Raw genomic sequence first — 12,568 nt, forward strand, 5'->3', positions numbered from 1 at the left:
AACCACAGACCCCATCAGGCCTTGGCAGGACAAACTCCCAAGGCCTTCGCCGCTACCAAGACCACCGCGATCCAATCAGCGAATTATTGAACATCGACAATTGCGAGCCAACGGGTCCGCGCCAAGCGCGGCCCGATGGCAGGCTCAGCCAAGCAATCCAGAGTCCTCCGCCGTGATAGACTGGATTGCTTCGCTACGCTCGCAATGACGGTGGAGAGAGCCGCGCCCCTTTCAAATCTTGCACTCGCGGAAGCAAAGAGAGCGCATCCCACCGCGCCAATTCCCTCGCATTTTAGCAATTGCCTTGAAAGAAATTTCGCTCCTCACAGGGCAGGCTCGATTGCTTCCATGTGTGAGGATTGCGGATGAAGGTTTCTACCGTTGCGCCGCCGCCGATCGCGATCGTGGTTCCGAACTACGACACGACCAAGCAGCAGGACGATCAGGCCAAGGTCAAGGACGAGGATCCGACCTATAAGCCGCAGCCGCCCGCGCCGTTGCCGCCCGGTCAGGGCACGCGGATCGATCAGCTCGCCTGATCAGGCTTGCCAAGGCTGAAGCGCCCGATCCGGTCGATCGAGCCTTTGGTGCATCCGGCCGCATCTTTGCCGGATAGCGGGACCATGATCGGGCGCGGTCATCCCGGGATCCTGCGCATGATCGCACGCTTCCTGTTGCAGAACACGATCTTCGTCGTCGGCATGGGCGCGCTGTTGTTCGCCTCCGCCGGAACGTGGCACTGGCCTTCAGCCTGGGTGCTCCTCGCCACCTCTGCCCTGCTCGGTCCGCTCTGCGGCTGGTGGCTCTACCGGATCGATCCGGCGCTGCTCGCCGAACGTCTGCGGCCGGTTCTACAACGGGATCAGCCCGCCGCCGACAAGATCTTCGTGACTGTCTTCGTCATCACGATGCTCGCCTGGCTGGCGCTGATAGGTTTCGACCCACGCATTCAATCCTCCGAGATGCCGGTTGCGTTCCAGATCCTCGGCCTCGTGTTGTTCCTGGCCTCGACGCTGTTCACGATGTGGGTCTTCCGCGAGAACTCGTTTGCCGCCCCCGTGGTGAAGCTCCAGGCCGAGCGCGCCCAGCGGGTGATCTCGACCGGCCCCTACGCCCATGTCCGCCATCCCATGTACAGCGGCATGATCCTGTTCTTCACCGGCGCGCCGCTGCTGCTGGGGTCGTGGTGGGGACTTGCGATGCTGCCGCTTTTCGCCGCTTTGTTTGCGGTCCGCATCGGGATCGAGGAGCGCACCTTGCGCGAGGGCCTGCCGGGCTATGCGGACTACGCGGCGCGGGTGCGCTATCGCCTCGTGCCGGGCCTCTGGTGAGGGCAATCCACTGCCGTCCGACTGGCTAATTATCCAGCTCGCGATAGCGGCGGAAGATGCCCTGCTCGTTGAAGGGAATGCGGCGGTCGCTTTCGAGATAGGCCTTGATGTTCGGCCGCGCAGCGATGCGGTCGTGCAGGCCGACCAGGGTCGGAATATCCGTCTCGAACGCCTTCATGCGCCTGGGGAAGGCATAGCGGAGCCCCGCGACGATCTGGAACAGCGAGAGATCGACATAGGTCAGTCGGCGGCCGGTGACATAGGTGCCGCCACTCTCGGTGAGAAGCTGCTCGAAATAGCCGAGATATTTCGGCACGCGCTCGCTCCAGAAATCGGCGGTGCGCTTCTTCGCCGCTGGCTTCTGGTCCTCGTAATAGAGCGAGGGTCCGAGCGGATGATGGGTGTCGTGGATCTCGACGACGAGGTCGGTGACGGTGAGCTGGAGCTGGTGCACCCAGAGCCTGCCGCCTTCGGTCTTCGGCGCAAGGCCATGGCGGGCACCGAGATAGAGCAGGATGTTGGCGGTCTGGCCGATGACGAGCTTGCCCGCTTTCAGGAACGGCGGGGCAAAGGGCGGCGTGCCTTCACGCGCATTCATTATCTTCATCATCGCAGCCGTTCCGCCCGGCCCGCGTGCGACGTCGATATAAGCGGCGCCCGCCTCCTCCAGCGCCAGCCGCACATATTCACCGCGGCCCTGGATCTCGGGCCAGTAATAGAGCTCGTATTTCATGGAGACCGTCCGTGATTGCGTTGCGGCAAGTGCAGTACGCAACCACGAACGCCATGACGTGAGAAGGAGTTCCGCGCCTCAATTCGCCGCAAAACAATAGAACAGGCCGTCGCCGCCGGTGCTCTTCAGATCGGCCTGCGAGCAGCCGCCGTCGGGGCCGCGGGACGGGTGAGAGCTGTTCCACGATTTCGAGGGCTCATCGTCGCGCAAGCCCCGTCGATCGAGATGGCCAACCATCGCGGCGCCTTGTGTGCTCGATGTCCAGTTCTTGCAGGTGCGATCGTCCGGACCGCCAAACGCGGTGCCGTCTGGTTGCGATCCCGTGAGGACGTCATGCCGGTTTGGCTGGTCGCCAACACCATTGATCCCCTCGCCCTTCTCGCTGAGCGCGGTCTGCTTGGTGAGGTTGTTGGCCGGGCTGTGCAGATCGGCAACGTCCTTGGCAATCACCGCGCCCTTGGCGTTCTGCCACGGTCCCTTGCCGATGCGGTCTCGGGCGTTGATTGCCGGCTTGCCGTCGGCGGCCTGGGTCGAGAGATAGGCGCGCCAGGTTTTGTTGCCTGCGCCGGCGGCCTGAGCGAGCTTCTGGCAGTGCGCGTCGGCTCCCTCGAGGCCGCCGAGATCGGCGCCCTTGCCGAGGCCGCTTGAGGTCACGAAAAACGTCATGTCGGCCGATTGCGCCAGCGCCGATGGGGCCGCAAGCAAGGCCAATACGATTGCGAGGCCTGAAATCGTCGAGGATTTCGCGGTGCGGATCATGGTGTCCTCCTGTTGTGGTTGTCGTTTGGCCGCCTGATTTCAACCCGACGCACGCGTGCTTATTCCGATGCGGCGATGCGAGGCGCCCCAAAGAAGAGACGCGCATAAGAAAAGGCGCCGTGCCGGAGCACGACGCCTTGGTTTCTCATGTCACGAGCGATCAGTTGGTCTGCTGGATCGCCGACAATTCCCAGCCGGTGCCCGGCCGGCGGGCGAACGTCCAGATCTCGGTCGCCTCGCCCGGCTGCTCGCTGCCGGCAACGACTGCGCCGGTGTTGCGGTCGACCGTCTTGTCGGTGAGCGCGAAGCGCAGCGCCACCGTGGCGTAGTCCGTCTCGCCTTCGCGCCAGGCTTCCGCGAGGTCGCCCTGCAACAGCTTGACGTTGGTCACCTTGTTGACGACGTTGCGCGCGCGGTTCTGGGCGAGGTCCTGCTCGAAGTACGAGACCATCTCCGGCGTCGCGAGCGTGTGCAGCTTGGCGACGTCCTCGTTCGACCAGGCGGCCTGGACCTCGCCGAGCAGGCGCTCGAACGCTTCATAGTCGTCCGGCTTGATCTCGAGCGGCGCGTTGTTGGCGCCGAAGCCCAAGCCACCGAGACCGCTGCGATAGTTCGGCTGCGGTCCGGGACCTGCGCCCGCATCAGCATTGGCATAGGCCGCCTGCGGCGAGTGACGGCGCTGCCACCAGGACATCGCCAGCCGTACCACGAGTACCACCAGCGCGATCTGGATGATCAGGCCGAGGATCGAGGACAGGCCGCCGAGGCCGCCGAACAGACCGCCGCCGAACAGCATGCCGAGCAGGCCTGCGCCGAGGAAGCCGGCCGCAAGGCCGCCCAGGAAGCCGCCGCCGCGACCGAACAGGCCGCCGCGCGCCGGCGAGGTCGCGGCCGAATTCATGCCTGCGCCCGGCTGGGTGTAGGTGCGGTTGAACTGCGAGGTCGAGCCCGGCGCGGTCGTGGTCGATGGCGGCGCCGAATAGGTCCGCGAGCCGCGCGAACCCGAGGAGAAGCCGCCGCCAGCGCGGGCGTCGGCAGACGAGATCGCCAGCGCGGTCGGCAGCGCAAGCGCCAGCACGACGGCAATCGCCTTGAAGACACTGCGGGAGCGTTGCGAGAAAGTCATGTGCGTTTCCCAAATCCCCGGCATGGGGACGTGCGCTTAAGATGGGCAGACTTCCCGAAAAGTGAAGCGGGTTTCGGAACCTGTGGCTGCGGCCCTCAGTCGCGGGGATGTGGCAAAAGCCCATATTTGGCGAGGTTTGGCCGAGTAAACGGGGGAACGGGGGTCGCTGGATACCGGCGGGTTTGCAATGCGATTTCCGCTTTCTCCCCTCGTCATTGCGGAATAACTGGAGAGGACGCGCCTCATCCCGCCTTCGTCATCGTCTCCTTCACCGCCGCCACGAGCTGGCTGAGCGTGAACGGTTTTGGCAGGAAGTCGAACTGCTGGCCTTCGGGGAGGCTCTTCTCGAACGCATCCTCGGCGTAGCCGGAGACGAAGATGAACTTGATATCCGGGTTCTTCTCCCGCATCGCCGTCAGCAGCGTCGGGCCGTCCATCTCCGGCATCACCACGTCGGAGACGACGAGATCGATCGCGCCGCTCTGCTCCTCCAGCACCTCCATGGCCTCGACGCCGTTCTCGGCCTCGACCACCGTGTAGCCGCGCGAGCGCAGGCCGCGTGCATTGAGGGCGCGCAGGCCCTCTTCGTCTTCGACGAGAAGGATGGTGCCCTGGCCAGTGAGATCGGTGCGCGGCTTGGCCTCCGCCGCCGGTGCGGCGTCCTTCGCGGCGCCATGGCTCGCGCTGACCACGGCAGCGGGCTGCTCGACCTGTAGCTCCGGCTCCGCATGATGGCGCGGCAGGAAGATATGGAACGAGGTGCCCTGCCCCGGTTCGGAATCGACGTAGATAAAACCGCCGGTCTGCTTGACGATGCCGTAAACGGTGGAAAGCCCGAGGCCGGTGCCCTTGCCCACCTCTTTCGTGGAGAAGAACGGCTCGAAAATCTTGTCGCGGATGTCGGCGGGGATGCCGGTGCCGGTGTCGGCGACCTCGATCCGGACATAGTCCGCGGCCGGCATGCCCTTGTAGGCGAGCTTGCCGGCATCGTCGCTGGTGACGTTGGCGGTGCGGATGATCAGCTTGCCACCATCAGGCATGGCATCGCGCGCGTTCACCGCGAGGTTGACGATCACCTGCTCGAACTGAGAGACGTCGACCTTGACCGGCCAGAGGTCGCGGCCGTGGACGAGATCGAGCTTGACCTTCTCGCCGATCAGCCGGCGCAGCAGCATGGTAAGATCGCTCAAAGCATCGCCGAGATCGAGCACCTGCGGCCGCAAAGTCTGCCGACGCGAGAACGCCAGCAGCTGCCGCACCAGGGTGGCGGCGCGCGTCGCGTTCTGCTTGATCTGCATGATGTCCTGGAACGACGGGTCGGTCGGTTTGTGCGCGTTCAGCAGGAAATCGTTCGCCATCATGATGGCGGAGAGCACGTTGTTGAAGTCGTGGGCGATGCCGCCGGCGAGCTGGCCGACGGTCTCCATCTTTTGCGACTGGTTGATCTGGTTCTCCAGCGCGCGCCGCTCGGTGGTCTCGAGCATGTGCACGATCGCGGCTTCCGCGTCATTCTCGGCCGAATCGACCGGCGTGACGAAGAACTGGCCCCAGCGCTCCTTGGTCCCTTCCAGCGCCACTTCGACCGGCGCGACGTCGGCCTGGCCTTCGGCAGCCTGGTTGATGGCCGCGATCAAAAGGTGCCGGTCGCGCGAACTGACCGCGCGGAAGATCGACTTAGAGGCGCTGTCGAGCCCCAAGGCTTGCCCAAGCTTGGCGTAGCGGGCGTTGGAGCGCACGACGTTGCCGGCGCGGTCGACGGTCGCGATTGCCATCGGCGTGTGGTCGAAGAAGCGCATGAAGCGCACTTCGGCGGCGCGGTCGGGATCGCTGCGCTCGTCGCGGGCACGGCTGATCACGAGCGTGCGCGACGGCCCCGGCGCGCCGTCGGCGCCGAAGGCAAGCTTGTGATAGAGCCGCACCGGCATGGTCTTGCCCGTGCGCATGCGCAGGTCGATATCGAAGACCTCGGTCTTCACCTCGCCAGGTACCGCCACGATCGAGGTCAGCAGCGAGGCGCCGTCGCCGGAGACGATGTCGGTAAGCTTCAATCCGCCCGAGCCGATCTCGGCGAGGTCGTAGTCGAGCCAGTTCGCCAGGGTCGCGTTGACATAAGCGAGCTCGCCGGCCGGATTGACCGAGAAGAAGCCGCACGGCGCGTGATCGAGATATTCGATCGCGTGCTGGAGCTCCTGGAACACGTCCTCCTGGCGCTCCCGATCGCGGGTGATGTCGGCGATCGACCACACCGCATATTTCGCCTCGCGCTTGCCGGTGCCGAGCGGGCGCACCCGCATGCGCAGCCAGCGGCCCTGGTTGCCGTCATGACCGGAGATGCGCACCTCCTCCTGCTGCCGTTTGCCTTCGCGGGCGGCTTTGAGCAGGCGGAACACGGCTTCGGAGACGTCGGGGTTGCCGATAAAGACGCGCTCGACCGGACGCACGTCCTGTGGACCGGTGGCGCCGGTCAACGTCAGATAGGCCGCGTTGGAATAGACCACATGGCCGCGCGCATCGGTGACCGCGAGCCCGTCGAACGCGTGATCGGAGATGCGGCCGATGATGGGATCGTCGAGATTGCGGTCGGCGAAGCGGATGATGCCGGCGGCGAAAGCGAACAGGTTGAACAGGCCGACCATCGCCAGCACGGCGAGGATGCCGAGAATATATGGCTGCGCCTGCGCGCGCCCAAGCGTCATCAGCCCGACGGCGACCGCGACGAGCCCGGCGGCCACCAGCAGCACGAGCGCGATGCTGCCCGAGCGCGGCGACGGCTCATGCGCCGCAACGGGCTCGCGTGACAGGTCGTGGTCGGTCTCAGCAGTCATTTCACGCTGGCGTAGCCTGTCGGCAGAGAATCAACGCGCTACGGGGCGCGCAGGGTCCTCCCTGCCTGAATCGGACCCGAAGGCGCAAGGGCAGCAGGGGCGAAAGGTACGCTGATTCCCAGATTACGGCCATTTCCGGTACTTTCCGGGCATTTTATCCCCGCCCGGCGCTGAATCCGCGCTTCAGCCGCATGACGTAGCCGATGACTTCGGCGACCGCATGGTAGTGCTCGGTCGGGATTTCCTCATCGATGTCGACGGTGGCGTAGAGCGCGCGGGCGAGCGGCACGTTCTCGACAATCGGAATGTCGTGCTCGCGCGCGATTTCCCGGATCTTGAAGGCGAGGTTGTCGACGCCCTTGGCGACGCAGACCGGCGCCGACATGCCGCGCTCGTAGGACAGCGCCACCGAATAGTGGGTCGGGTTGGTGATGATCACGGAGGCCTTGGGAACCGCCGCCATCATGCGCTTCTTGGCGCGCTGCTGCCGCAGTTGCCGGATCTTGCCCTTGATGTGCGGGTCGCCTTCGGACTGCTTGTACTCTTCTTTGATCTCCTGGAGCGACATCTTCTGCCGCTGGAACCAGCTTCGGTACTGGAAGAAATAGTCGGCGATGGCGACGATCGCGAGCGCCGCCACCACTGCCCCGAGCAGATGGATGGTCATGCTGATGGTGGCTCCGAGCATGGCAGCCGGATCGAGCTTGACCATCGCTTCCATGCGGTGCCGCTCCGGCCACAGGATCATGGCCATGACGACGCCGAGCCCGATCAGCTTGCCGAGACCTTTCAGGAAGTTCGCCGCCGCCTGCTTGCCGAAGATGCGCTTGAAGCCGGCACCGGGCGAGATTTTGCTGAATTTGGGTTTCAGCGATTCGACGGACCACACCAGGCGATGCTGGAGCATGTTGCCGGCAATCGCCGCCAGCACCAGCATCAAGAGGGGCACGCCGATCGCGGCGAGCACGGCGAACTCGATCTGCTGCATCAGCGCGAGCAGAGCCCTGCCGTCGGTCTTGATCATCCAGGAATTGGCGAGCAGGTTGCGCATCGGCGTCAATAGCCCGCTGCCGACCGAGGCCGAGAAGGTCGAGACCACGAGCGTGCCGCCCGCCATCATGAACCAGGTGTTGATCTCCTGGCTCTTGGCGACGTCGCCACGTTCGAGTGCATCGTCGAGGCGCTTTTGCGTCGGGTCTTCTGTTTGACTCTCCGGATCGTTGTCCTCCGCCATCGATCGATCCCTATCATTTGAGCGGCATCATCTGGTGCATGACACCGATGAAGTAATCCAGATACGTACCCATCATCGCCGTGAGCACCACGGCGAGCACCAGAAAGCCCGCGAAGATCGACAGCGGCACGCCGACGAAATAGACCTGCATCTGCGGCATCAGCCGCGCCAGCACCCCGAGCCCGATGTTGAAGACGAGGCCGAACACCAGAAACGGTCCGGAGAGCTGCAAGCCGAGGCGAAAGGCGGCGGCGAAGGCCCGCGTTGCCAGCGAGGCGACATCGCCGCTCGAGACGGTCTCGCCCGGTGCGAAGATCGTGTAGCTGTCGTTCAGCGCCGCGATCACCAGATGATGGCTATCGGTGGCAAACAACAATGTCACGCCCAGCATGGTCAGGAAATTGCCGACCAGCACGCCCTGCTGTCCCTGCGTCGGATCGACCGAGGTGACGAAGCCGAGTCCCATCTGCTGCGCGATCACGGAGCCGGCGACTTGCAGGGCCGAGAGCGTCACACGGGCGGTCGCACCCAGCACGATGCCGATCGCGATCTCATGCAGCATGAGGACCAGGAGCGGCGCGAGCGAGCCCATGTCGACTTGATAGGCATTGCGATGCAGCGGCAGGATGATCAGCGTGAGCAGCAGCGCGATCGACAGCTTGATCCGCGTCGGAATGTTGGTCTCGCCCAGGCCGGGCAGCAGCATCACCATCGCACCGACCCGGGCGAAGGCGAGCATGAAGGAAGCGGCAAGCGCCGGCAGCAGCGAGATGTCGATGCGCATGACCGACGCATTGTGCCTCAGCCGCCGATGATTCGCGACGAGATCCGCAGCATGTGGGCATGGAGCGAGTCGGCCATGAACGGTAGCGCCAATAGCATCGTGGCGAAGATGGCCAGGATCTTCGGCACGTAGATCAGCGTCTGCTCCTGGATCTGCGTCAGCGCCTGGAACAGCGACACGATGACGCCGACCACGAGGCCGACCACCATCAGCGGCGACGACACGATCACGATGGTCCAGATCGCATCGCGCGCGACGTCGAGGGTTTCGGGTCCGGTCATGACACAGTTCCTTTGTTCAAGTCTCATCCTCATCATTCTGACGGGAGGGAATGTTCTCTCCCCGTCATTGCGAGCGTAGCGAAGCAATCCAGACTGCCGTCTGCGGAAAGATTCTGGATTGCTTCGCTGCGCTCGCAATGACGACGGAGGCCGAAATCAGATCGGCATCTTCATGATGTCCTCATAGGCCGCGATCACGCGATCGCGGACTGAAACCAGCGTGGACACCGCGACGTCGGTGTCGGCAACCGCCGTCACCACGTCCATCACGTTGGCTTTGCCGGCGGCCATCGCCACCGTCTGCGCGTCGGACTTGCGGCCGGACTCCATGACGCTGCCGACCGCGTCTTTCAGCAGTGAAGCGAAGGATTGTCCGGTGGGCTCGCTGCCCTTGCCGGCACCGCTGTTTTCCAGCACGCGGGCGAGATTGGCGTAAGCATTGGCGGCGATTGTCGGTGATGCCATGGCTAGATGTCCTGTTCAGCTCTTGAGGATGTCGAGCGTGCGCTGGATCATCCGGCGCGTCGCACTGATGATATTGAGATTGGCCTCGTAGGACCGCTGCGCGTCACGCATGTCCGTCATCTCGACCACCGAGTTCACGTTGGGATATTTGACATTACCGCTCGCATCGGCGGCCGGATTATTCGGCTCGTATTTGACGCGGAAGTTGGACTGGTCCGGCTTGATCCTGCCGAGCGTGACAACCTGCGCGTCGAGCGTGCGGTCGAGCGCGGACGAAAAGGTCGGCACCTTGCGCCGGTAGGGCTCGCCGCCAGCGGTCTGCGAGGTCGAATCCGCGTTCGCGATGTTCTCCGAGATCACCCGCATGCGGCCGGCCTGCGCCCGGAGGCCGGAGGTCGCGATCGCCATCGAGCGGGCAAAGTCGCTGCTGTCATTCGCCATGATGCGTCTCTAGCTCTTCCGTTCCGGGATCATGCTCTAGCCCTTGCCGATCGCGGTCTTGAGCAGACGCAGGCTCTTGGAATAGAGCGAGGTCGCCGCCGCGTAGTCCATCTGGTTGCTGGCGGCCTTCATCATCTCCTCTTCGAGATTGACGGCGTTGCCGGCAGGGCGGGTCTCAAAACCCGCATTCTTGTTCTGGTCGAATGCGGAGGCCGCCCCTAGCGGCGTCATGTGAGAGGCGCTGGTGCGGGCAAGGGCCAGCGGCCCCATCGAGCCTGTGACGGCGCCGGTCCTGTCGAGCTTAGGCTCGACCAAGTCGCGGGGCCGGAATTTGGGGGTATCGGAGTTGGAGACGTTCTCGGACAGGACGCGCTGGCGCTCCTGGTGCCACTGCATCTTGGTCCGAAGCGCCGACAGCACCGGGAGGTCGTTAATGGACATCGTTGCGGCTCCTTCCACCCCTTGCGGACCTTGAGATCCGAAGCTAGGCAGAATTTGCCGCCTGTATGGTTAACAGCTGGTTAAAGACATCACAGGCACCGGTTCCCCGATGGACACGACAGGCGGGCAGTTCCGATTCGACCTTTCCAAAAGTGGCATTAACCCAACCATTTGGCGGCGCGTACACGGGCCAAGAAGTCGTTTTGGATCGAGCGATTCATGGGTTATTAAGAGTTGGGGACGGCAAAACTTGCCGTGGAACGTTAAGAGATCGCAGTTTGGGGCATCGTATGCCGGTGGTTGGCGCGTCTGACCACGGGCACGAGAAAAGCGCCATTTGTCGGGGACAAGTATGCAAGGCAGCCCTATCACCTTCATCGTCGCGTTCATCGTCGTTCTGGCGTTGATCGGCGTCGCTGCATGGCTGGTTCGCCGATTCGCCAGCAGCCGGCTGGGCGCCAACACCCAGCGCGGCAGGATGCCCCGACTCGCCGTGATCGATGCCGCCGCCGTCGACGGCCGGCGGCGCCTGGTGCTGGTCCGGCGCGACAATGTCGAGCATCTCCTGATGATCGGCGGCCCGACGGACATCGTTGTCGAGCCCAATATCGTTCGCGCCGGGTCCGGCCGCGACCAGTTTCCGCAGCGCTCCAGCGCTGCCGAACCGCCGCGCCTCGCCCCCATGCCCGATTCCGGCGCCTGGGCCGACGAAGCGCCGCGACCCGAACTGCTCGATCACCCCGAGCCGCAAATGCCCGAGCCGCCGCCACGGCCCGCGCGCCCGTCCTTCGCCGACGAGGTGCGCCGGCCCGCTCCCGCGCCGGCCGAGCGCCGCGGCGATCCCCTGGCCGGCTTCCCGCCCGAGCCGATCGCGCCACGGCCCGAGCGCGAACCACGGCCCGAGCCGCTGCCGCCGCGCATCGCCCGCAGCGAGCCGCCGTTGATGCCGCGTCCGCCGCGCCACAACGACCCGGGGAAGGTGCCGCCGGTGCGCGCCGAGCGTGCGGCGCCGCCGCCTCCACCGATTCCACAGGCGGCTCCGCCGGCCCCTGCCCCGGCCGCCACGAGCGCCGAGCAGAATCTCGCCGAAATGGCCCAGCGGCTCGAAGCTGCGCTGCGGCGCCCGGCCGGCGAGACGGTCGCGCCTCCGGTTGCGCCGGAACCGCCGGCCGCTCCCCCACGCGCGGCACGGAGCGATCCGCCGGCGCCACCGGCCCCGCCCGCAAAGCCGGCCGCGGAAAAGACCAGCTTTGAAAATCTGGAAGACGAGATGGCGTCCCTGCTCGGCCGTCCGAAGCCGTCTTCGTGAGGTTGCCGGCCCTCCCGCGTAGAGTTCTTTTTCTTTCTGTCCTAATCGGCGCGGCCTCGCTCGCGAGCCTTTCGCATGCGCAGGACATCAGCATCAATCTCGGCGGAGGTCCGGGTGGCGGCGGCGTCACCGAGCGGGCGATCCAGCTCATCGCCCTGCTCACGGTGCTGTCGATCGCGCCGTCGATCCTGATCATGATGACGTCGTTCACGCGCATCGTGGTCGTGCTGTCGCTGCTGCGCACGGCTATGGGCACGGCGACCGCCCCGCCGAACTCGGTGATCATTGCGCTGGCGATGTTCCTCACCTTCTTCGTGATGGGACCGGTCCTGCAGAAATCCTACGACGAGGGCATCCGCCCGCTCGTCGCCAACCAGATCGGCGTCGAGGACGCACTCCAGCGCGCCTCGGTGCCCTTGCGCGGCTTCATGCAGAAGAACGTGCGCGAGAAGGACCTCAAGCTATTCCTGGATCTCTCCGGCGAGGCACTGCCGGCCACGCCTGACGATCTCGCACTGCGCATCCTGGTCCCTGCTTTCATGATCTCCGAGCTGAAGCGCGCCTTCGAGATCGGCTTCCTGTTGTTTCTGCCCTTCCTGATCATCGACCTCGTCGTCGCCTCGGTGCTGATGTCGATGGGCATGATGATGCTGCCACCAGCAACGATCTCGCTGCCGTTCAAGCTGATCTTCTTCGTGCTGGTCGACGGCTGGTCGCTGGTGGCGGGAAGCCTGGTGCAGAGCTACGGGGGGTGATGGGGAGCTTCGCGCGGACCCGTTGGCTCGCAATGACGGAGAATGCGGCGCTCTCACAGCCCGCGCGTCGCGCGGCATCAGTCC

14 protein-coding genes are annotated in these 12,568 nt (G+C 64.9%); 4 read left to right on the plus strand and 10 right to left on the minus strand.

Annotated features, from left to right (window positions below):
• Positions 1–365 precede the first annotated feature (365 nt).
• Both IVA92_RS18505 and IVA92_RS18510 read left to right on the plus strand, forming a co-directional pair.
• Positions 366–539, plus strand: a complete 174-nt coding sequence (locus IVA92_RS18505) for a hypothetical protein (protein ID WP_247278050.1) — start codon at positions 366–368, stop codon at positions 537–539.
• A gap of 117 nt (positions 540–656) precedes the next feature.
• A complete protein-coding gene (locus IVA92_RS18510; protein WP_247278078.1) occupies positions 657–1,331 on the plus strand; it encodes an isoprenylcysteine carboxylmethyltransferase family protein in 675 nt (224 codons plus the stop codon).
• A 25-nt stretch (positions 1,332–1,356) separates the two neighbouring features.
• On the opposite strand, the gene IVA92_RS18515 is transcribed toward IVA92_RS18510, so the two are convergent.
• From IVA92_RS18515 to flgB, 10 genes are all read right to left on the minus strand, one after another.
• On the minus strand, positions 1,357–2,064 hold the full coding sequence (locus tag IVA92_RS18515; protein ID WP_247278051.1) for a glutathione S-transferase: 708 nt from the start codon (positions 2,062–2,064) through the stop codon (positions 1,357–1,359).
• Positions 2,065–2,142: 78 nt separating this feature from the next.
• Positions 2,143–2,823, minus strand: coding sequence for a lectin (locus tag IVA92_RS18520; protein ID WP_247278052.1), 681 nt, complete (start codon positions 2,821–2,823; stop codon positions 2,143–2,145).
• Positions 2,824–2,983: 160 nt separating this feature from the next.
• Positions 2,984–3,973, minus strand: coding sequence for a Tim44 domain-containing protein (locus IVA92_RS18525; protein ID WP_247278053.1), 990 nt, complete (start codon positions 3,971–3,973; stop codon positions 2,984–2,986).
• Between the two features lie 218 nt (positions 3,974–4,191).
• Complete coding sequence (locus IVA92_RS18530) at positions 4,192–6,774, minus strand: PAS domain-containing protein (RefSeq protein ID WP_247278054.1); 2,583 nt, start codon at positions 6,772–6,774, stop codon at positions 4,192–4,194.
• Between the two features lie 154 nt (positions 6,775–6,928).
• On the minus strand, positions 6,929–8,008 hold the full coding sequence (gene flhB, locus IVA92_RS18535; RefSeq protein WP_247278055.1) for a flagellar biosynthesis protein FlhB: 1,080 nt from the start codon (positions 8,006–8,008) through the stop codon (positions 6,929–6,931).
• 13 nt (positions 8,009–8,021) lie between these two features.
• Positions 8,022–8,792: a flagellar biosynthetic protein FliR gene (fliR, locus tag IVA92_RS18540; protein WP_247278056.1), complete on the minus strand. Its 771-nt coding sequence runs from the start codon at positions 8,790–8,792 to the stop codon at positions 8,022–8,024.
• 17 nt (positions 8,793–8,809) lie between these two features.
• Complete coding sequence (gene fliQ, locus IVA92_RS18545) at positions 8,810–9,073, minus strand: flagellar biosynthesis protein FliQ (protein ID WP_011088555.1); 264 nt, start codon at positions 9,071–9,073, stop codon at positions 8,810–8,812.
• A gap of 156 nt (positions 9,074–9,229) precedes the next feature.
• On the minus strand, positions 9,230–9,538 hold the full coding sequence (fliE, locus tag IVA92_RS18550) for a flagellar hook-basal body complex protein FliE (RefSeq protein WP_247278057.1): 309 nt from the start codon (positions 9,536–9,538) through the stop codon (positions 9,230–9,232).
• A 15-nt stretch (positions 9,539–9,553) separates the two neighbouring features.
• On the minus strand, positions 9,554–9,979 hold the full coding sequence (gene flgC / locus IVA92_RS18555; protein ID WP_247278058.1) for a flagellar basal body rod protein FlgC: 426 nt from the start codon (positions 9,977–9,979) through the stop codon (positions 9,554–9,556).
• Between the two features lie 36 nt (positions 9,980–10,015).
• Positions 10,016–10,420 (minus strand): flagellar basal body rod protein FlgB, encoded by a 405-nt coding sequence (flgB, locus tag IVA92_RS18560; protein WP_247278059.1) that lies wholly within the window; start codon positions 10,418–10,420, stop codon positions 10,016–10,018.
• 352 nt (positions 10,421–10,772) lie between these two features.
• On the opposite strand from flgB, the gene IVA92_RS18565 reads away from it, so the two are divergent.
• Together IVA92_RS18565 and fliP are read left to right on the plus strand one after the other, a co-directional pair.
• Positions 10,773–11,729 carry a flagellar biosynthetic protein FliO gene (locus IVA92_RS18565; RefSeq protein ID WP_247278060.1) on the plus strand — a complete coding sequence of 319 codons (957 nt, stop codon included), beginning with the start codon at positions 10,773–10,775 and terminating at the stop codon, positions 11,727–11,729.
• Positions 11,726–12,484, plus strand: coding sequence for a flagellar type III secretion system pore protein FliP (gene fliP / locus IVA92_RS18570; protein ID WP_247278061.1), 759 nt, complete (start codon positions 11,726–11,728; stop codon positions 12,482–12,484). Before IVA92_RS18565 ends, fliP begins: the two co-directional genes overlap by 4 nt.
• The last annotated feature ends 84 nt before the right edge of the window (positions 12,485–12,568 follow it).

Origin of the sequence: Bradyrhizobium sp. 154 (genome assembly GCF_023073875.1) — a bacterium.
Taxonomy (GTDB): Bacteria; Pseudomonadota; Alphaproteobacteria; order Rhizobiales; family Xanthobacteraceae; genus Bradyrhizobium.

Bases quoted from the DNA above. Each gene is read 5' to 3' on its own strand.
- fliR (WP_247278056.1), bottom strand. From the start codon at position 8,792: ATGCGCATCGACATCTCGCTGCTGCCGGCGCTTGCCGCTTCCTTCATG.
- IVA92_RS18530 (WP_247278054.1), bottom strand. From the start codon at position 6,774: ATGACTGCTGAGACCGACCACGACCTGTCACGCGAGCCCGTTGCGGCG.
- IVA92_RS18565 (WP_247278060.1), top strand. From the start codon at position 10,773: ATGCAAGGCAGCCCTATCACCTTCATCGTCGCGTTCATCGTCGTTCTG.
- flhB (WP_247278055.1), bottom strand. From the start codon at position 8,008: ATGGCGGAGGACAACGATCCGGAGAGTCAAACAGAAGACCCGACGCAA.
- IVA92_RS18520 (WP_247278052.1), bottom strand. From the start codon at position 2,823: ATGATCCGCACCGCGAAATCCTCGACGATTTCAGGCCTCGCAATCGTA.
- fliQ (WP_011088555.1), bottom strand. From the start codon at position 9,073: ATGACCGGACCCGAAACCCTCGACGTCGCGCGCGATGCGATCTGGACC.
- IVA92_RS18510 (WP_247278078.1), top strand. From the start codon at position 657: ATGATCGCACGCTTCCTGTTGCAGAACACGATCTTCGTCGTCGGCATG.
- flgB (WP_247278059.1), bottom strand. From the start codon at position 10,420: ATGTCCATTAACGACCTCCCGGTGCTGTCGGCGCTTCGGACCAAGATG.
- IVA92_RS18505 (WP_247278050.1), top strand. From the start codon at position 366: ATGAAGGTTTCTACCGTTGCGCCGCCGCCGATCGCGATCGTGGTTCCG.
- IVA92_RS18515 (WP_247278051.1), bottom strand. From the start codon at position 2,064: ATGAAATACGAGCTCTATTACTGGCCCGAGATCCAGGGCCGCGGTGAA.
- IVA92_RS18525 (WP_247278053.1), bottom strand. From the start codon at position 3,973: ATGCCGGGGATTTGGGAAACGCACATGACTTTCTCGCAACGCTCCCGC.
- flgC (WP_247278058.1), bottom strand. From the start codon at position 9,979: ATGGCGAATGACAGCAGCGACTTTGCCCGCTCGATGGCGATCGCGACC.
- fliE (WP_247278057.1), bottom strand. From the start codon at position 9,538: ATGGCATCACCGACAATCGCCGCCAATGCTTACGCCAATCTCGCCCGC.